Source organism: Streptomyces sp. R33 (assembly GCF_041200175.1).
In the GTDB taxonomy this organism is placed as follows: Bacteria; Actinomycetota; Actinomycetes; order Streptomycetales; family Streptomycetaceae; genus Streptomyces; species Streptomyces katrae_B.
In genome coordinates this window covers 4,558,000-4,577,548 of sequence record NZ_CP165727.1, presented here as the reverse complement: position 1 = coordinate 4,577,548, position 19,549 = coordinate 4,558,000, and the positions used below count along the sequence as shown (strand labels likewise).

12 protein-coding genes are annotated in these 19,549 nt (G+C 71.4%); 6 read left to right on the top strand and 6 right to left on the bottom strand.

Going from position 1 to position 19,549, the window contains the following annotated elements:
- Positions 1-8: 8 nt before the first annotated feature.
- A complete protein-coding gene (locus AB5J51_RS20890; protein ID WP_053785445.1) occupies positions 9-1,883 on the top strand; it encodes an HSP90 family protein in 1,875 nt (624 codons plus the stop codon).
- Entirely contained in the window at positions 1,880-4,906 is a 3,027-nt protein-coding gene (locus AB5J51_RS20885) for a tetratricopeptide repeat protein (protein WP_369778286.1), read from the top strand. Before AB5J51_RS20890 ends, AB5J51_RS20885 begins: the two co-directional genes overlap by 4 nt.
- 46 nt (positions 4,907-4,952) lie before the next feature.
- Here the strand turns inward: AB5J51_RS20885 and AB5J51_RS20880 are convergent, their stop codons facing one another.
- Complete coding sequence (locus tag AB5J51_RS20880) at positions 4,953-5,858, bottom strand: LLM class flavin-dependent oxidoreductase (protein ID WP_133897512.1); 906 nt, start codon at positions 5,856-5,858, stop codon at positions 4,953-4,955.
- Positions 5,859-6,058: 200 nt separating this feature from the next.
- Here AB5J51_RS20880 and AB5J51_RS20875 point away from each other — a divergent pair, with 200 nt between their 5' ends.
- On the top strand, positions 6,059-6,943 hold the full coding sequence (locus AB5J51_RS20875) for a Cof-type HAD-IIB family hydrolase (RefSeq protein ID WP_053785448.1): 885 nt from the start codon (positions 6,059-6,061) through the stop codon (positions 6,941-6,943).
- A gap of 38 nt (positions 6,944-6,981) precedes the next feature.
- Here AB5J51_RS20875 and AB5J51_RS20870 read toward each other — a convergent pair whose 3' ends face one another.
- From AB5J51_RS20870 to AB5J51_RS20855, 4 genes are read right to left on the bottom strand one after another with little or no spacing between them, the layout of a single operon-like run.
- Positions 6,982-8,718, bottom strand: a complete 1,737-nt coding sequence (locus tag AB5J51_RS20870; protein WP_136225005.1) for a GAF domain-containing sensor histidine kinase — start codon at positions 8,716-8,718, stop codon at positions 6,982-6,984.
- Between the two features lie 24 nt (positions 8,719-8,742).
- Positions 8,743-12,294: a thiol reductant ABC exporter subunit CydD gene (cydD, locus tag AB5J51_RS20865; RefSeq protein ID WP_369778284.1), complete on the bottom strand. Its 3,552-nt coding sequence runs from the start codon at positions 12,292-12,294 to the stop codon at positions 8,743-8,745.
- Between the two features lie 43 nt (positions 12,295-12,337).
- The gene (gene cydB, locus AB5J51_RS20860; RefSeq protein ID WP_053785451.1) at positions 12,338-13,339 is read right to left on the bottom strand and encodes a cytochrome d ubiquinol oxidase subunit II; all 1,002 of its coding nucleotides are present in this window, start codon (positions 13,337-13,339) and stop codon (positions 12,338-12,340) included.
- A gap of 18 nt (positions 13,340-13,357) precedes the next feature.
- Positions 13,358-14,863, bottom strand: coding sequence for a cytochrome ubiquinol oxidase subunit I (locus AB5J51_RS20855; protein ID WP_369778282.1), 1,506 nt, complete (start codon positions 14,861-14,863; stop codon positions 13,358-13,360).
- A gap of 188 nt (positions 14,864-15,051) precedes the next feature.
- On the opposite strand from AB5J51_RS20855, the gene AB5J51_RS20850 reads away from it, so the two are divergent.
- A complete protein-coding gene (locus AB5J51_RS20850) occupies positions 15,052-15,420 on the top strand; it encodes a cyclophilin-like fold protein (protein WP_053785453.1) in 369 nt (122 codons plus the stop codon).
- Between the two features lie 48 nt (positions 15,421-15,468).
- Here AB5J51_RS20850 and hisC read toward each other — a convergent pair whose 3' ends face one another.
- Entirely contained in the window at positions 15,469-16,551 is a 1,083-nt protein-coding gene (gene hisC, locus AB5J51_RS20845; protein WP_053785454.1) for a histidinol-phosphate transaminase, read from the bottom strand.
- 361 nt (positions 16,552-16,912) lie between these two features.
- On the opposite strand from hisC, the gene AB5J51_RS20840 reads away from it, so the two are divergent.
- On the top strand, positions 16,913-18,028 hold the full coding sequence (locus AB5J51_RS20840) for a LacI family DNA-binding transcriptional regulator (RefSeq protein ID WP_053785455.1): 1,116 nt from the start codon (positions 16,913-16,915) through the stop codon (positions 18,026-18,028).
- A gap of 216 nt (positions 18,029-18,244) precedes the next feature.
- Positions 18,245-19,420, top strand: coding sequence for a metallophosphoesterase (locus AB5J51_RS20835; RefSeq protein ID WP_369780286.1), 1,176 nt, complete (start codon positions 18,245-18,247; stop codon positions 19,418-19,420).
- Positions 19,421-19,549: the final 129 nt, after the last annotated feature.

The window sequence follows — 19,549 nt, the reverse complement described above, 5'->3', positions numbered from 1 at the left end:
GACGCCCCGTGACGTCCACATCTCCTTCCCCTTCCCACTCCGCCGACCACTCCGACGCGTCGGCCAACAGCTTCCAAGTCGATCTGCGCGGTCTGGTCGACCTGCTCTCCCACCACCTCTACTCCAGCCCGCGCGTCTACGTCCGCGAGCTCCTGCAGAACGCGGTGGACGCCGTCACCGCCCGCCACGCACTCGACCCGGAGGCGGAGATCCGCATCCGCCTGTCGGCGTCCGCGGGCCGGGTGACCATCGAGGACAGCGGCATCGGCCTGACCGCCGCCGAGGCCCACTCCCTCCTCGCCACGATCGGCCGCAGCTCCAAGCGCGGCGGCGACCACGGCCTCGAGACCACCCGCCGGGAGTTCCTCGGCCAGTTCGGCATCGGCCTGCTCGCCTGCTTCGTCGTGGCCCGCCAGATCCGCGTGATCACGCGTTCCGCCCGCGATCCCCAGGCCGCGCCCGTCGAATGGCTGGCCACGGACGACGGCTCGTACACCGTCCGCGAACTGCCCGACGATGCACGCCGGGAGCCCGGCACCACCGTCATCCTCCAGGCCCGCCCGGGCGCCGAGGAGTGGACCGTCCCGTCCAAGGTCGAGCAGCTGGCCCGCGACTACGGCTCGCTGCTCCCGTACGACATCACCTTCGACGACGGCGAAGGCGGCGAGCCGCGGGCCGTCACCGACCGGCCCGCCGTATGGGACCGTCCCTTCCCCACCCCCGCCGCCCGCCGCGTCGCGCTCGCCGGCCACTGCGCGCAGCTCTTCGGCTTCACCCCCCTCGACAGCATCGACCTCGACCTGCCCGTCGCCGGGGTGCGCGGAGTGGCGTACGTCCTCCCCGAGCCGACCAGCCCCGCCCACCGGGCCGGACACCGGGTTCACCTCAAGGGCATGCTGCTCACCGACCACGCCGAGAACCTGCTGCCGGACTGGGCGTTCTTCGTCCGCGCGGTCATCGACACCGACACGCTGCGGCCCACCGCCTCCCGCGAGAACCTGTACGACGACGAGACCCTGTCCGCCGTACGGGAGGCCCTCGGCGCCCGCGTCAGGGCCTGGCTCGCCGAACTCGCCGCGAGTGAACCGGAGCGCCTGGCCGCCTTCCTGAGCGTCCACCACCTCGGCGTGAAGTCCCTGGCCCGGCACGACGCCGAGCTGCTCGGCCTGATGCTGCCCTGGCTTCCGTTCGAGACCAGCGACGGCTCGATGAGCCTGGAGGAGTTCACGGCCGCCCACACCGAGATCCACTTCACGCGCACCGTCGAGGAGTTCCGCCAGATCGCCCCGATCGCGGCGGCCCACGGCCTCGGCGTCATCAACGCCGGATACACCTACGACGCCGACCTGCTCGCCCTGCTGCCCTCCGTACGGCCGGACCTCAAGGTCAGGGAGCTGGACGCCGGAGCCGTCACCGAGCGGCTCGACCCGGTCCCGACCTCCGCCGAACTGGCCCTCGCGCCCTTCCTGTCCACGGCGCGCACCCGGCTGGAGCCGCAGGGCTGCGACGTGGTGCTGCGCGCCTTCCAGCCCGTGTCCGTCCCGGCGCTCTACCTCGACGACCGCCAGGCCCGCCAGGAACGCGACCGTACGGCCGCCCTGAGCAGCGCCGACTCGCTGTGGAGCGGGATCCTCGGAGCCCTGCGCGGCTCCGCGCCGCGCGCCCGCCTGGTGCTCAACCACAACAACCCGCTGATCCGCCGGATCTCCGCCCTGCCCGACGAGGCCCTGACGGGCACCGCCGTCGAATCGCTGTACGGGCAGGCGCTGCTGATGTCCCAGCGGCCGCTGCGCCCCGCCGACTCCACCCTGCTCAACCGGGCCTTCCTCGGGCTCCTGGAATGGGCGACCCACTCCACCGACTCCCCGGAGGGACAGAAGTGACCATGCTGACGCGCGAGGAGATCGAGCGGGGCCTGGCGGAGAACAGCGAGGCCCCGAACGGAGCCGCGCGCAACGCCCACGCCGAGGTGCTCGTGGGTGCGGCGGAGGTGAACGGCGACACGGCGTTGTTCCGCAAGGCGCTGGACAACCTGATCAACGCCTACCTCTGGAGCGCCGAGTCCTCGAAGATGCTGGTGCCGTTCGCCCGGCTGCTCCAGGAGTACGACAAGGACCCCGGCGCCTTCGACCGGTGGGACGCCCACTCGCTGTTCTGGCAGTTCAAGTGGGTGGCCACGGCCATCAGCGATTCCCCCGAGATCCCGCTGGAGTCCGCCACCGGCTGGCTGGACGAGATGGAGCGCCGCTACCGGATCGCCGGCTACAGCGAGCGGCCGGTACGCGAGGCCGAGCTGTGGCTCGCCGACGCGATCGGCGAGGACGACCGGGCCGAGCGGGCGTACCGCGCCTGGCTGGCGGCCGACCGCGACAGCATGAGCGACTGCCACGCCTGCGAGCTCAACGGGCAGGGCTCGTACGCCGTGCTCCGCGGGGACGACGCCCGGGCGATGGAGGTCTGGCAGCCCGTGCTGGCGGGCGAGCGGACCTGCGCCGAGGAACCCCACCGGCTGCTCGCCCATTCGCTGCTGCCGCTGCTGCGTCTCGGCCGCTTCGACGAGGCCCGTTCGCACCACCTGCGCGGCTACCGCATGGCCCGCGGCAACGAGAGCCTGCTGCCCTCGGTCGGCAAGCACATCGAGTTCTGTGCCCTGAGCGGCAACGAGTCACGTGGCCTGGAGATCCTCGCCGAGCATGCCTCCCACGTGGGCCCGCTCGTCAATGTCGACGACCAGATGGCCTTCCACGGCGGCATCCTGGTCCTGCTGCGCCGGCTGACGGAGCTGGGACACGGCCAGAGTCCGGCCGTCCCCTACGAGGGCGTCCCGCGTACGGTCTCCGAGCTGTACGAGGTACTGCGTACGGGCTCGCTCGACATCGCCCGGCGGTTCGACGCCCGCAACGGCACCACCCGGGTCTCGGACCGCTTCCTCGCCCGGATCGGACAGGAGCCGCTGGTCGGCGTACTGCCGCTGGGGGTGCGCAGCACGGCCCTGCCGAAGACGGCTGCGCCCGCGGCCGCAGCTGCCCCCGCGGCTGCGCCGGTGCCGCCCGCAGCCGGCTTCGACGAGCTGGTGGAGCGGGCCCGGCAGGCCCGTGACGAGGGGCGTCCTGCCGCGGACGGGCTCTGGGCCGAGGTCGGCGCACGGGTCGACACGCGCCCGGAGGGCCAGGTGGACCCGCTGGTCGCCGCCGATGTGGCGGACCACCGGGCCCTGGCGGCCGCCCGCGGCGGGGCCGCCAACGCGGCGGAGCTGCTGGAGGCGGTCCGCGACGGCTACCGGGCCTTCGGGCAGGCGGAGCGCGCCGCACTGGCGGAGCTGCGGCTGGCGAGCGCGGCCGCGCAGTCCGGAGCCGAGCCGGAGCGGATCCGGGAACTGCTGAACACGGCCGCGCGGGCCGCCGAGGCGCTGGATGCGGACGAGCCGCTGCGCGGTCGCCGGATCGCACTGGCGGAGCTGGCCTCGATCCGCGTGGAGTCGTACCTGCGCTCGGTGGAGGCCGGCCCGGAGCACGAACACGTCCACGGCCCTGGGCAGGACCACGGGCACGGTGAGCTGGCGGTCGAACTCGGCGCCTTCGCCGCGGCCCATGGAGAGGAGCTGCCCGACCTGGCGGCGGAGGCCGAGGAGATGCTGGGCCGCGTCGCCCTGTCACAGGGCGATCCCGAGCGGGCCCTGCCACTGCTGGCCGCGTCAGCGGCGCGCGCGGTGTCGGCGGACCGGCCGTGGCAGGCGGTGGATCCGCTGGTGCTGCAGGCCGGTGTGCTGATGTCGCTGGACCGGCCGGAGGACGCGGAGGTGGCGGCGCGCGCCGCGCTGGAGCACTCCGCCGAGGTGACCGACGCCGAGACGCACGGAGTCGTACGGCTCACCCTCGCGGACATCCTGCTGCGCCGGGCCGACGCTGCGGCGGAGGCGGCCGAGCACGCCCTCACTGCGGCGCACTGGTTCGACCAGGCCGGTCTGACCGCCGACGGAGGGGCCCAGGCCCGGCTCGTGCTGGCCCGGGCCCATGCGCGGGAGGGCCGCAACGCCGACGCGGCGGAGGTGCTGCAGTCGACGCTGCCCGATCTGCTGGAGCACGGCGAGGGACAGGCCGTGTCCGCACGGGAGTTCCTCGGCGATCTGCTGCGGCAGCTGAACGACTCACGGGCGGCGGCCGAGCAGTACCTGCTGGCGGCGGAGGTGGCCAAGGGCTGGGAGGACACCCGCCCGCAGGCGGCCCTCGCGCAGGCCGCCGCAGAACAACTCTCCGCCGCAGGCCTGCACCAGGAGGCGGTCGCCGCGTACGAGCGCTCCCTGGAGCTGTACCGGGTGACGGGGGACGCCCCGATCGCCGAGGTGCGGATCTTGCGCTCCCTGGCCTGGCTGGCACCGCGGGAGAACGTCACCGCGGCGGCATGGGCACAGGCACGGGACCTGATGCACGAAGCGGCCGGGGTCGTGGAGGCCGCACTGGCTGAGCACGGCGAGACCCCCGCGGCCCCGCAGCTGCGGGCCGAGCTGGCCCAGACATGGCAGCAGCTGGCGCAAGTCCTCGACTGGCGCGTCAACTCGCTCGAGGAGGACGACGAGGAGGACGAGGAGGAGGACGGCGACGAAGACGGCGACGAGTCCTCTCGCGCCGCGGTGGGCCGCTCCGCGGAGGTCGAGGCGCTGAGGCTGGAGGAGATCGGGCTGAGTGAGCGGGCCGCGGCCCTGTACGCGGAGCTGGGTCCGGACCATCTGGGGGACCGGCTCCAGTGCGTCCAGTACGCCGCCTGGACCGAGCAGGAGACAGGTCGCGAGGAGGCGGGAGTCGCTCGGCTCTCGGCGCTGATCGACGAACTCCGGGCCCGGCCCGAGGAGGTCCCGGAGGGTCTGCTGGAGCGCGCCCAGTCCTCCCTCGACAGCCTGAGGTCGTGACCGGGACGCCCCCGCCGCCAGACTGCGACGGGGGCATCCCGAGCCGTCAGCTGTCCAGCTGGGCCAAGCCCTCGGTGGCGATCTCCGCGAAGACGTTCTCGTCCGCCGCGAACTCGGAGTCCGGGATCGGTGCGTGGATCACGATCTCGGTGAAGCCGAGCTCCTGGTGTCGGCCTGCGAAGTCGACGAACGCATCGACGGAGTCCAGCATCGTGTTGCGCTCCGGGGTGAACCCGGTGAGCAGGATCTTCTCCATCGGCTCCGGCGCGCGCCCGATCTCGGCCATGGCCTTGTCGAGCTTGGCCAGCTGGCCGCGGATGGCCTCCAGCGACTGCTCCGGGGTGCCCTCCTCGAAGAGCTTCGGATCGCCTGTGGTCACCCAGGCCTGGCCATGGGCGGCGGCCAGCTTGAGGCCCCGCGGGCCGTTGGCGGCGACGGCGAAGGGCAGGCGCGGCTGCTGCACGCAGCCGGGGATGTTGCGGGCCTCGTCGGCGGAGTAGAAGGTGCCGCGCTCGCTGACCGCGGCCTCGGTGAGCAACCGGTCCAGCAGCGGCACGAACTCTGCGAAGCGGTCCGCGCGCTCACGCGGGCTCCAGGGGTCCTGACCCAGCGCGGTCGCATCGAAGCCGTTGCCGCCGGCGCCGATGCCGAGGGTGAAACGGCCGCCGGAGATGTCGTCCAGCGCCATGAGCTCCTTGGCCAGCGTCACCGGGTGCCGGAAGTTCGGCGAGGTGACGAGCGTGCCCAGCCGCATCTGCTCGGTGGCGGCCGCCGCCGCGGTCAGCGTCGGGATCGCGCCAAACCACGGCCGGTCACGGAAGGACCGCCAGGTCAGGTGGTCGTAGGTGTATGCGGTGTGGAACCCGAGCTTCTCGGCTCGCACCCACTGGTCACGGCCGCCCTCACGCCACGGGCGTACCGGAAGGATCACAGTGCTCAGACGCAGACTCATGTCTTCGAGACTACGGCCCTGCCCATGTTTCACGTGAAACGCCGGCCGCCTGATGTTTCACGTGAAACATCAGCCGTCCCCGTTTCACGTGGGAGCACCTGGGGTCCCTCCGGACGGAGCCCGCGGGCAGGTAGCCGGGGGAGAAAGATCGCCATCCGGCGCGCGGCCCGGCCCGGCCCCGGGCCGTCACCGCGGGGGCCATGGGCGAAGATGGGTGCGTGACCTCGGCTCCCCAGCGCCCGGACGGGCCAACCCCCACTCCCCGGCTCATCGCCACCGACCTCGACGGCACCCTGCTGCGCGACGACAAATCCGTCTCGCTCCGCACGGTCGCCGCCCTCGCCGCCGCCGAGGAGGCCGGGATCGAGGTCTTCTTCGTCACCGGCCGCCCTGCCCGCTGGATGGACGTGGTCAGCGACCATGTCCACGGCCATGGCCTGGCGATCTGCGCGAACGGGGCCGCGGTGGTCGATCTCCACGCCGGCCGGAAATTCGTACAGGTCCGGGCGCTGCCGCGGGCCACGGCGATGACGGTCGTGGAGACCCTGAGGGCTGCCGCCCCGGGCACGTCCTTCGCGGTCGAGATGACCACCGGGATCAACTACGAGCCGTTGTACCCGCCCTTCTTCCAGGACCCGGGCGCCCAAGTGGCCACCGCCGAGAAGCTGCTGCAGGAAGACGCGGACGACACCTCCGCTCCCGTCCTCAAGCTGCTCGCACACCACTCCGAGCTCGCCCCGGACGAGTTCCTGACGCTCGCCCGCTCGGTCGCCGGCACCTACGCGTCGATCACCCGCTCCAGCCCGACCGCCCTGCTGGAGATCAGCGCGCTGGGCGTCTCCAAGGCCAGCACCCTGGAGCTGTGCTGCGCCGAGCGCGGCATCTCCCACGCCGAGGTCGTCGCCTTCGGGGACATGCCGAACGACGTGGAGATGCTCAGCTGGGCAGGTACCTCGTATGCGATGGGCAACGCCCACCCGGCCGTGATCGCGGCCGCCTCCGGCCGTACGGTCGCCAACAACGAGGACGGCGTCGCCGTCGTCATCGAGCGCATCCTCGCGGAACGCGCCGCGCACCAGCGGTAGGCACGAGCGTGGGGCCGGCGCGAGCCGGCTCCGGCACATCAGAGCGGGGCCTCCCACACCAGGGTGGTCCCGCTGCCGTCCTCTCCGATACCGGGGCCGTACGAGCTCGACCCGCCCAGCGACTCGGCCCGCCTGCGCAGGTTCCGCAGCCCACTGCGCCGGCCGCCCTCGGGAATGCCCACGCCGTCGTCGGCGACCTCCAGCCGCACCCCGGGCCTCCCGTCGGCCAGCGCGCCGGTGCAGTCCACGACCACCTCGATCCGGGACGCCTCCGCGTGCCGGAAGGCATTCGACAGGGCCTCGCGCAGCGCCGCGATCAGGTTTTTGCCCACCAGCTCGCCGACCACCGCGTCGATCGGGCCGAGGAACCGGTGCGCCGGCTTGAAACCCAATGGCACCGCGGCCATGTTGATCTCTCGCAGGACCCGGGTGCGCAGCCCCGAGGGGGCCTCGGCCGGTCCCTGCTGGAGCGCGAAGATCGCGGTGCGGATCTCCTGGATCGTCACGTCCAGCTCGTCCACGGCCTTGCCGACACCGTAGACGACCTCGGGGACGACGGACCGCCGCTGGGCGCCCTCCAGCATCATCCCCGTGGCGAACAGCCGCTGGATGACCAGGTCGTGCAGGTCCCGGGCGATCCGGTCGCGGTCCTCGAACACGGCGAGCCTCTCCCGGTCGCGCTGCGCCTCGGCCATCATCAGCGCGAGCGCCGCCTGGGAGGCGAACTGGGTGGCCAGGGTCCGCTCGGACTCGCTGAACGGCCTCTCGCCGCGGGCCCGCGGGGTCACCAGCGCACCCAGCACCCGTCCGCCACTGTGCAGCGGCAGCATCATGCAAGGCCCGTACTGGCTGGTCAGCCGACTGATCATGCGGGGGTCGGAGGCGGCGTCGTCCACGAAGACCGGCTCGCCCTGGAACAGCCTCGCCACCACCGGGCTCTCGGCCGGGATCACCAGGCCGAGCGAGGTGGCCGGATTCTCGGCGGAGACGGCGACGATCTCCATCCCGCCCTCCTCGGCCGGCAGCATCACGATCCCGGCGGCGGAGTCGGCCAGATGGCGGGCCTGTTCGGCCACCACCGCCAGGGCATCGTCCGCGTCCCCGCCGGACAGAAGGGCGGTCGTGACGGCCACCGAACCGTCGATCCACCGCTCCCGCTGGGTGGCGGCCTCGTAGAGCCGGGCGTTGCCGATGGCGATCCCCGCCTCGGTGGCCAGGACCCGGACCATGTGGACGTCGTAGTCGTTGAACTGGCCGCCGCCGTTCTTCTCGGCGAGGTACAGATTGCCGAAGATCTCTCCCTGCACCCGGATCGGGACGCCGAGGAAGGTCTTCATGGGCGGGTGGTGCGGCGGGAATCCGGCCGAGCGCGGATCCTTCGTCAGATCGGCGAGCTGCACCGTGTCGGGGTGCGAGATCAGCGCGCCGAGCAGACCCCGCTTCCCGTCGGGCCGATGCCCGATCCTCCTCGCCGTCTCGGCGTCGATGCCGAAGGTGACGAAGTCCGACAGTCCGCGCCCCTCGGTGTCGACGACGCCGATCGCCGCGTACCGGGCGTCGGCGAGCTCGGCCGCGGTCTCGCAGATACGGTCGAGGGTGGAGTGCAGTTCGAGGCCGGTGCCGACCGAGCGCATGGCCTCCAGCAGTTGCGGCACCCGGGCGGTGAGCTCGGTGGACAGGCCCTGCAGACTGCGGGTGGCCCGGGTGGCCACCTCCAGCGGGTCAGGCGTTCCGGGTGGTGACTCCGGCGGTTCCTGCGACTCCTGCACTGACATGCCCTTGAGACTAGTTAGTCCCTTTTACCGGGGAAAGCCGGCGAGGATCCCGTCGGCCGCCCGCTCCCGCTCCAGCAGGTTCCGCAGCGGTCCCTCGGCTGAGGCCAGCTCCGCGTACGTGCCGCGCTGCACGACCGATCCGCGGTCCAGTACGAGCACCTCGTCGACCGCCTCCAGACCCGCCAGCCGGTGCGTGATCAGCACGGTGGTGCGGCCCTCGGTCGCGGCGAGCAGATCCGCCGTCAGGGCATCCGCGGTCGCCAGGTCCAGGTGCTCGGCCGGCTCGTCGAGGACGAGGACGGGGAAGTCGGCGAGCAGCGCCCTGGCCAAGGCCAGGCGCTGGCGCTGGCCGCCGGAGATCCGTTCGCCGTGCTCGCCGACCAGGGTGTCCAGCCCGTCGGGAAGCCCGTCGGCCCACTCCAGCAGCCGGGCCGCCGCCAGGGCCTGTCGCAGCTCCTCCTCGCTCGCCCCGGTCCTGGCCAGCCGCAGGTTCTCCCGTACCGAGCTGTCGAAGAGGTGCGCGTCCTGGGCGCAGAGGCCCACGATCCGGCGGACCTCGTCGCTGTCGAGCGTGCGCGCATCGGTCCCGCCCAGGGTGTACGCGCCTTCGTGCGGGTCCAGGAACCGCAGCAGGGCCTGGGCCAGCGAGGTCTTGCCGGCACCCGAGGAGCCGACGACCGCGATCCGCCGGCCGGCCTCCAGGGTCAGGTCCATCGCGTGCAGCGCGTCCTGCTCCTGCCCGGGATGCCGGACGGCGAGTCCGGTCAGTCGCAGCGGGAACGGAGAAGCGGGTACCGCGGCCGGCAGCTCCGGCTCGGCGACCGGGACGGGAGCGTCGATGACCTCGTGGATCCGCTCGGCGCTGCGGCGCACCCGCTGGCGGTACTGGACGGCCTGCGGAAGGCCGTTGACCGCCTCGAAGGCGGCGAGCGGGGTCAGCACGGCCACCGCCATGGTCACCCCGGACAGCCGGCCGTCGTGGACGGCGTTCGCGGCCGCGGCCGCGGCGACCACCACGGTCAGGCCGCACACGAGGGCCGAGAGCCCGCTGCCGAGCCCGGTGGCAACGGCTCCCCGTGCGGCGATGGACGTCAGCGTCCGGTCGCTCTGCTTCGCGGCGTCCTTGCGGCCGGCCAGCGCGCCGGCGATGGTCAGCTCGGCCGTCCCCGTCAGCAGATCGGCCACCCGGGTGGCGAGTTCGCCCCGGGCCGGCGCAAGCCGCCGCTCCGCCCGCCGGGCGCAGGCCCCGCTGACCAGCGGCACCCCGACCCCGGCGGCCAGCAGCCCGACGAAGAGCGCGGCCCCTGCCCCGGGCAACAGCCACGCGGTGAAGGCGACCGAGCCGGTGCCGACGAGTACCGCGGTGCCGACCGGCAGCAGCCAGCGCAGCCAGTAGTCCTGGAGGGTGTCCGCATCGGCCACCAGACGGGCCAGCAGGTCTCCGCGCCGCTGCTCCCGCAGGCCGGCGGGCGCAATGCGCTCCAGCCGACGGAACACTGACACCCGCAGGTCGGCGAGCATCCGCAGCACGGCGTCGTGGGAGACGAGCCGCTCCGCGTACCGGAACACGGCCCGCCCGATCCCGAAGGTCCGGGTGGCCGTGACCGCCACCATCAGATAGAGCACCGGCGGTTGTTCCGAGGCCCGTGAGATCAGCCACCCGGAGACGGCCATCAGCCCGACACTGCACCCGACGGCCAGCGCCCCGAGCAGCAGACCGAGTCGGAACCGCCCCTGCCAGGCCTTGGCCACGGCGCGGACCCGCCGGAGCGGGTCGCCCCCGCCCGCGTCTGCGCCGCCGGCCTTGGCCGCCCGTTCGGGGGCGCTGCCGAGAATCCACTCCCCGGGACCGGACGGCCCGTTGCGGTCGCCGCCAAACCCGCCGGAGGTTCCCGGCGCGGCCGCGGGCCGGGCGGGAGGGGCGGGGGACAGGAGCTCCGCAGGACCCACCCGCACCACGCGGTCGGCCACGGCCAGCAGCGCCGGCCGGTGGACGACCAGCAGCACGGTCCGCCCCACCGCGAGGCGTCGTACCGCGTCGACCACGGCCGCCTCGGTCTCTCCGTCGAGAGCCGCGGTCGGCTCGTCCAGCAGCAGCACCGGCCGGTCCGCGAGGAACGCCCGCGCAAGCGCCAGCCGCTGGCGCTGTCCGGCGGACAGCCCGACCCCGCCTTCGCCGAGCTCGGTGTCGACACCGCGCGGCAGCGCGGCCACGAACTCCCACGCACCGGCGTCCTTCAGCGCCTCGGCCACCGCGTCCGCTGACGCATCCGGCCGCGCCAGCCGCACGTTCTGCGCGATCGTCCCGGCGAACAGGTGCGGCCGCTGCGGCACCCACGCGATCCGCTCCCGCCACTCCTCGAGCGACAGCGACGCGAGGTCCACGCCCGCGATCCGCACCCGCCCCGCGGTCGGCGTCACGAAGCCCAGCAGCACCTGGAGCAGCGTGGACTTGCCCGCTCCGCTGGGCCCGGTGAGGGCGACGCACTCTCCGGGTCCGACCGCCAGCGAGACCGGCCCCGGTGAGTCCTCGCCCCGGCCCTCGTAGCGGACCGCGACCCCGTCCATCTCGATCCGCAGCCCTGCGGCCGGCACCGGGACCGCACCGCCCCGGGAGGCGACCGGCGTCTGGAGTACCTCGAAGATCTCTTCCGCGGCTGCCAGACCCTCGGCGGCCGCGTGGTACTGCGCCCCGACCTGGCGCAGCGGCAGATACGCCTCGGGCGCCAGGATCAGGATGACCAGCCCGGTGTACAGATCGAGGTCCCCATGGACCAGCCGCATGCCGATGGTCACGGCCACCAGCGCCACCGAGAGCGTCGCCAGCAGTTCCAGGGCGAACGAGGAGAGGAAGGCGATGCGCAGGGTCCGTACCGTCGCCTGCCGGTATTCATCGGTGATCTTGCGGATCGACTCGGCCTGCGCCTTGGCCCGGCCGAAGACCTTCAGCGTCGGGAGCCCGGCCACCACGTCCAGGAAATGCCCCGACAGGCGGGACAGCAGCCGCCACTGGCGGTCCATCCGGGACTGGGTGGCCATGCCGATCAGCACCATGAAGAGCGGGATCAGCGGCAGGGTGACCACGATGATGGCCGCCGACACCCAGTCCTCGGTGACGATCCGGGCGAGGACCGCCACCGGGACGACCACCGCGAGGCCCAGCTGGGGCAGGTAGCGCGAGAAGTAGTCGTCGAGGGCGTCCACGCCCCGGGTGGCCAGCGCCACCAGCGACCCGGTCTGCTGTCCGCTCAGCCAGCCGGGCCCCAGATCCGCGGCCCGGTCCAGCAGCCGGCCACGCAGCTGCGACTTGACCGCCGCACTGGCCCGGTGGGCGGCGAGCTCCGTGAGCCACGCCAGCAGGCCGCGGCCCAGCGCCACGGCCGCGAGCAGCAGCAGCGGTGTTCGCAGCGCCTCGCCGTCCAGTCCCTGCTCGAAGGCGCCGACCACGATCTCGGCGATCAGCATCGCCTGACCGACGACCAGCCCCGCCCCCGCAAGTCCCAGGGCCACCACGGCCGCCAGGAAGAGGCGGGTGGAGCGGGCGTACCGGAGCAGGCGCGGGTCGATCGGTTTCACGTGAAACATCCCCCAGAGCAGGGTCGGGCAGGACGGTCAGGGATCAGTGCGCATCGACGATGTGCTGCGTACCGATCCGCTTGCGGAACACCCAGTAGGTCCAGCCCTGGTAGAGCAGGACGAGCGGAGTGGCCACTCCCGCGCACCAGGTCATGATCTTCAGGGTGTAGGGGCTGGACGAGGCATTGGTGACCGTGAGGTTCCAAGCGTCGTTCAGCGAGGACGGCATCACGTTCGGGAAGAGCGTCAGGAAGAGCATCGCGACCGCGGCCGCGATGGTGATCCCGGACAGGGCGAACGACCAGCCCTCACGGCCCGCCAGGTTGAAGGCGAGCGCCCCGACCAGTGCGACGACCGCGACGGCCATGGCGATCAGGCTCTTGCCGTCACCGCGCGAGACCTGGGTCCAGATCAGGAAGACCAGTGCCAGCACGGCGGTGACCGCACCCAGCCGGGTCGCCAGCGCACGCGAGCGCTCCCGTATGTCACCGACCGTCTTGAGCGAGGTGAACACCGTTCCGTGGAAGGTGAAGAGGGTGAGGGTGACGAGGCCGCCGAGCAGGGAGTAGACGTTGAGCAGGTCGAAGAGGCTGCCGACGTACTCCATGTGCTCGTCGATCTTCACGCCGCGCACGAGGTTGGCGAAGGCCACGCCCCACAGGAACGCGGGGATCAGCGAGGTCCAGAAGATCGCGTGTTCCCAGTTGGTCTGCCACCGGTCCTCGTCCCGCTTGTGCCGGTACTCGAATGCGACACCGCGGATGATCAGACAGATCAGGATGACCAGGAGCGGCAGGTAGAACCCCGAGAAGAGGGTGGCGTACCACTCGGGGAAGGCGGCGAAGGTCGCCCCGCCGGCGGTGAGCAGCCAGACCTCGTTGCCGTCCCACACGGGCCCGATCGTGTTGATCAGGACCCGCTTCTCCTTGCGGTCGCGGGCGAGCAGCTTGGTCAGTACGCCGACCCCGAAGTCGAAGCCCTCCAGGAAGAAGTAGCCGGTCCACAGGACGGCGATGAGCACGAACCAGACGTCATGGAGTTGCATGGTGTGGTCCCCTCAGCCTCAGTACGAGAAGGCCATCGGCCGGTCGGGGTTCTTGTCGTCCCCGCCGATCTTGGTGGGCGGGTTCAGGTCGGCCTCGGTGAGCTCGGGCGGCCCGAGCTTGACGTACTTCACCAGCAGCCTGACCTCGATCACCGCGAGCACGGCGTACAGGAGCGTGAAGCCGATCATCGAGGTGAGCACCTCGCCCTGGGAGACGTGGGGCGAGACCGCATCGCGGGTGCGCAGGACTCCGTAGACCACCCAGGGCTGGCGGCCCATCTCGGTGAAGATCCATCCCCAGGAGTTGGCGATGAGCGGGAAGCCCATGGTCCAGAGGGCGACGATCCAGTACCAGGTGGTGAACCGGGGGCTCAGTGCCTTCTTGAAGAGGACCAGGTGCGGGACCTCGTCCTCGCCGGTGCGCAGGCCCGGCGGCAGCATGAACCTCTTCCGGGTGAGCCAGAGCCCCAGCACTCCGATGCCGAGGGAGGCCATGCCGAAGCCGATCATCCAGCGGAAGCCCCAGTACGCGACCGGGATGTTGGGCCGGTAGTCGCCGGGCCCGAACTTCTCCTGTTCGGCTTTGTTGACGTCGTTGATGCCGGGGACGAAGGAGGTGAAGTCGTCATTGGCCAGGAAGGACAGCAGGCCCGGGATCTCTATGGCGACCTTGTTGTGGCCCTTCTCGACGTCTCCGTAGGCGAAGACGGAGAAGGGCGCGGGCGCCTCGCCGTCCCAGAGGGCCTCTGCGGCGGCCATCTTCATCGGCTGCTGCTTGAACATCACCTTGCCGAGCAGGTCACCGCTGATGGCGGTGCCCATGCCGGCGATGATCAGGGTGACCAGGCCGAGCCGCAGGGAGGTCCGCATCACGGGGACGTGCTTCTTGCGGGCCAGGTGGAAGGCGGAGATGCCGACCATGAAGGCGCCGCCGACCAGGAAGGCCGCCGTGATGGTGTGGAAGAACTGGGTCAGCGCGGTGTTCTGGGTGAGGACGAGCCAGAAGTCGGTGAGTTCGGCCCGGCCCCGCTCTTCGTTGATCCGGTAGCCGACCGGGTGCTGCATCCAGGAATTGGCCGCGAGGATGAAGTACGCGGAGAGGATGGTGCCGATCGAGACCATCCAGATGCAGGCCAGATGGATCTTCTTCGGGAGTTTGTCCCAGCCGAAGATCCACAGGCCGATGAAGGTCGACTCGAAGAAGAAGGCGATGAGCGCCTCGAAGGCCAGCGGGGCCCCGAAGATGTCACCGACGAAGCGCGAGTAGTCGGACCAGTTCATGCCGAACTGGAACTCCTGCACGATGCCCGTGACGACACCCATGGCGATATTGATCAAGAAAAGCTTGCCCCAGAACTTCGTGGCTCTGAGGTACTTCTCTTTCCCCGAGCGCACCCAGGCGGTCTGGAGACCTGCCGTGAGCGCCGCGAGAGAGATCGTCAGCGGGACGAAGAGGAAGTGATAGACGGTGGTGATGCCGAACTGCCAGCGCGCCAACGTCTCTGGCGCCAAAGCTACGTCCACGTCGTCGTCTCCTTCGGTGCGCCGTGGTCACTGCCGCAGTTTGCGTGGCATGCCCTACCCAATACGGGATGAAGCAGGCACGCTTGTGAACGCGTTCACATTCACAAGCATTATGTCGTACCGCTTCCGGCGCCTTTCAGGGGGGTCCCCTCTAGCCAACACTTTCAACAGATTGTTGAATGCCGCTCATGAGGATTCGTATCTCCTGGCCCGCAGGCCAGCTCACGGCAACCCTTGACGAGACCCCGACCAGCAAGGCGCTGGCCGAGGCCCTTCCGATCTCCGCGTCCGCCCACACCTGGGGCGAGGAGGTCTACTTCGACACCGGCGTCTCCGTGGCGCTCGAGCACGACGCCCGGCAGGTCGTCGACCCGGGCACGGTCGCGTTCTGGACCGAGGGCGACGCCCTCGCGCTCCCCTACGGCCCCACGCCCATCTCGCGCGGAGGCGAGAGCCGCCTGGCGAGCCCGTGCAACGTGCTCGGCTCGTTCGAGGGCGACCCCCGCCTGCTGTCCACCGTCCGCGACGGCGACCCGATCCGCGTGGAACTCGCGTAGCCCCTGCGAACCGGCGTGGCGCCTGCGAACCCGCGGAGCCCCTGAGGGCTACAGCTCCTTGAAGAACGCCTCCGCCGTGTGCAGGAAGATGTCGTTCGCCTCGGGCTCACCGATCGTGACCCGCAGGCCCTCGCCCGCGAAGGGCCGGACCACCACACCGGCCTTCTCGCAGGCCGCCGCGAACTCGGCGGTCCGCTCCCCCAGGCGCATCCACACGAAGTTCGCCTGCGTCTCCGGCACCACGGTCCAGCCCTGGCCGAGCAGCGTCTTGTAGACCCGCGCACGCTCTCCCACCAGCGCCCCGACCCGGCCCATCAGCTCGTCCTCGGCACGCAGCGAGGCGACCGCCGCGTCCTGGGCGAGCTGGCTGACACCGAAGGGCACCGCCGTCTTGCGCAGCGCCGCCGCCACCGGCTCGTGCGCCACAGCGAAGCCGACGCGCAGGCCGGCCAGCCCGTACGCCTTGGAGAACGTACGCAGCACGCAGACGTTCGGGCGGCTCCGGTAGAGCTCGATGCCGTCCGGCACCTCGACGTCGCGGACGAACTCGTGGTAGGCCTCGTCCAGCACCACCAGGATGTCCGAGGGCACCCGGTCCAGGAACCGCACCAGCTCGTCACGGCGCACGGCGGTGCCGGTGGGGTTGTTGGGGTTGCAGACGAAGATCAGCCGGGTCCGCTCGGTGATCGCGTCGAACATCGCGTCGAGGTCGTGCACGTCCCCGTCCGTCAGCGGGACCTGCACGGCCGTGGCACCCGAGATCTGCGTGACGATCGGGTAGGCCTCGAAGGACCGCCAGGCGTAGATGACCTCGTCGCCCGGGCCGGCCGTCGACTGGACCAGCTGCTGGGCCACGCCCACGGACCCCGTACCGGTGGCGATGTGCTCGACCGGCACCCCGAACCGCTCGGCGAGCTCGTTCACCAGGGCCGTGCAGGCCAGGTCGGGGTAGCGGTTGAACTGTCCTGCGGCTGCGACCGCGGTCTCCAGCACCCCGGACAGCGGCGGGTACGGGTTCTCGTTCGAGGACAGCTTGTACGCGACGGGCCCGCCCGCGGCAGCGGGCTTCCCGGGCTTGTAGGTGGGAATGCCGTCCAGCTCGGCGCGCAGCTTCGGGCTCTTCTCGCTCACCGCAGGTCCTCCTCGACCGTCCCGTACGACGTCGCCGTCGACTCAATACTGCTCACCTTATGAGGATTCCGCTCTTCCGAAAATGGCGGCGCCGGGATTGCGGGGGAGCGCACGCATATATGCACACGCCGGTGGCCCACGCCGTGGCGCGCATCCCTCGTACAGGTGAGTTGAGACCGGCCCGAGACCACACCGCTTTGGCATGCCCGTACCCGACGACAAACGCCCCGCTCACTCTCCGCGCTCAAATGCCTTTAATTCCAAGGTCATTGGGGGTGGCGAACCATGCAGAATCGTTCCTGTCAACGCGTGCATATGCACCCGGACCACCCACCCCGCCGAGCCCTACTATCGGCTCGCCATGACAGCAGCAGGGAAGCATCAGGTGAGCCGGACCGAGACCACCCGGCGGGCCGCCGGCCGACAGGGCCGGGCCGGCATCAGGGACGTGGCCGCCGCAGCGGGCGTCTCGATCACAACCGTCTCCGACGCGCTCAATGGCAAGGGGCGGCTGCCGGACGCCACCCGCCGCCACGTTCGCGAGGTCGCCGACCGGCTGGGCTACCGCCCCTCCGCCGCGGCCCGCACCCTCCGTACCGGCAAGTCGGGCCTCATCGGTCTGACCGTGACGACGTACGGGGATGAACCTTTCACCTTCACCGAATTCGCCTACTTCGCCGAGATGGCCAGGGCCGCCACTTCCGCCGCGCTCGCCCGCGGCTACGCCCTCGTCATCCTCCCCGCCACCTCCCGACACGACGTGTGGTCCAACGTGGCCCTCGACGGCACCGTCGTCATCGACCCCTCCGACCACGACCCCGTCGTCACCGAACTGGTCCGCCAAGGCCTCCCAGTCGTCTCCGACGGCCGTCCGGCCGGCTCCCTCCCCGTCACCGCCTGGGTCGACAACGACCACGAGGCCGCCGTACTCAACCTGCTCGACCACCTCGCCGCCGCCGGAGCCCGCCGTATCGGGCTGCTGACCGGCACCACCACCGACACCTACACCCGGCTCTCCACCACCGCCTACCTCAGTTGGTGCGAGCGCGTCGGCCAGGACCCCGTCTACGAGTCCTACCCCGCCCACGACCCGTGCGCGGGCGCCGTCGCCGCGGACCGGCTGCTCGCCCGGCCCGACCGGCCCGACGCCGTCTACGGGCTGTTCGACCCCAACGGGACCGACCTGCTCGCCGCCGCCCGGCGCTACGGCCTGCGCGTCCCCGAGGACCTGCTGCTCGTCTGCTGCAGCGAGTCCACCGTGTACGCCAACACCGAACCGCCCATCACCACCCTCTCCCTCAAACCGCGCCGGATCGGCACCGCCGTCGTGCAGCTGCTCATCGACGCCATCGAGGGGGTCGGCACCGGGCGCCCGGTCGAACAGGTCGTCCCGACCGAGCTGATCGTCCGCACCTCCTCGCAGCGCAGGCAGCCCCGTACGACCGTCAGTCCGCCCCGGTCACCGGCCAAGGACTGACCGCCACACCGCGAAACCGGCGGGGCTGACGGCCCCGCCGAGGATTTCAGCAACACCCATTTCGGGAGAAAGCGGCAGGAACTATTGGTTCCGCCCAGGATTCACCACCCCTGGTGCGTCACAGAGCGCGAGCCGCATTCCTATGATGGGCGCACGACATCACGGACCCTCCGCCCCGGAGGTCAGGAGGGTCCGCAGGTGTACGGCAGCGCGACGGTGGTGGAGGGGTCGATGACTCAGGGGGCCGGTCAGGGACCCGCGATGCGGACGGAGACGCTGCGGGACTTCCGAGTTCCGGTCACCGAGCCCGCCCCGTACGGCGTGGCCGGCGGGCTTCCCGACGAAGCCCCCGTGTACGGCGAGTACCCCGCGTACTACGGGGAGGGCGCACCCGTGCCCCCGGCGCCGCCCCTGGGCCAGGCGCCCGCCGCGGGCGTTCCGGCCGACGAGGACGACCTCGACGAGGGCTACACCCCCACGCACCGCGATCTGCCGATCATCGGCCGCGGCGGACCGGGTGACACCGTCCAGGTCGTGTACGTTCCCCAGGAGTCCCCGGCCGCGGGCCCCGGGCCGCTGTACGTCGTCGGCGACGTCCACGGCTACCTGGACGAGCTCGTCACCGAACTCCAGGCGCAGGGCCTCATCGACGCCGAGCGCCGCTGGTCTGCCGGCAACGCACGCATCTGGTTCCTCGGCGACTTCACCGACCGCGGGCCCGACGGGATCGGCGTCATCGACCTCGTGATGCGCCTCTCCGCCGAGGCCGCCGCATCCGGCGGCTACTGCAAGGCGCTCATGGGCAACCACGAACTGCTCCTCATCGGCGCCAAGCGGTTCGGCGACACCCCCGTCGCCTCGGGCGCCGGCACCGCCACCTTCCAGGCCGCCTGGCTCCTCAACGGCGGCCAGCGCACCGACATGGAGCGCCTGGAGGACGTGCACCTGCAGTGGATGTCACGGCTGGACGCGGCCGTGCTGGAGGACGGGCACCTGCTGCTGCACTCCGACACCACCGCGTACCTCGACTACGGCGACTCCATCGAGGACGTCAACGACACCATCCACGAGCTGCTCAACCGCAACGACGCCGACATCACCTGGGACCTCTTCCGCAAGTTCACCAAGCGGTTCGCCTTCCGCGACGAGGAGACCGGCCCCCAGGCCGTACGCGACCTCCTCGACACCTACGGCGGCGGCCGGGTCGTGCACGGGCACAGCCCGATCCCGTACCTGCTGGGCGAGGTGGGCACCGAGGACGGCGACGAGTCCCGCGGCCCGGAGGCCGTGACCGGACCGCACGTGTATGCGGACGGACTCGCGATCGCCATGGACGGCGGGGTCACGATGGCGGGCAAACTGCTGGTCGTGCAACTCCCGCTGAGCGACTGAGGGTTATCAGAAGGGGGGTAATTTCAGGAAAGCCCCTGTCACGGCGTGGCATGGGCGCTCTACCATCGCCCTATCCGTAGCAGGCTCTCCTCCGTTTGTGCCGGCGCCCGGGTCTACGCGGGCAAACCG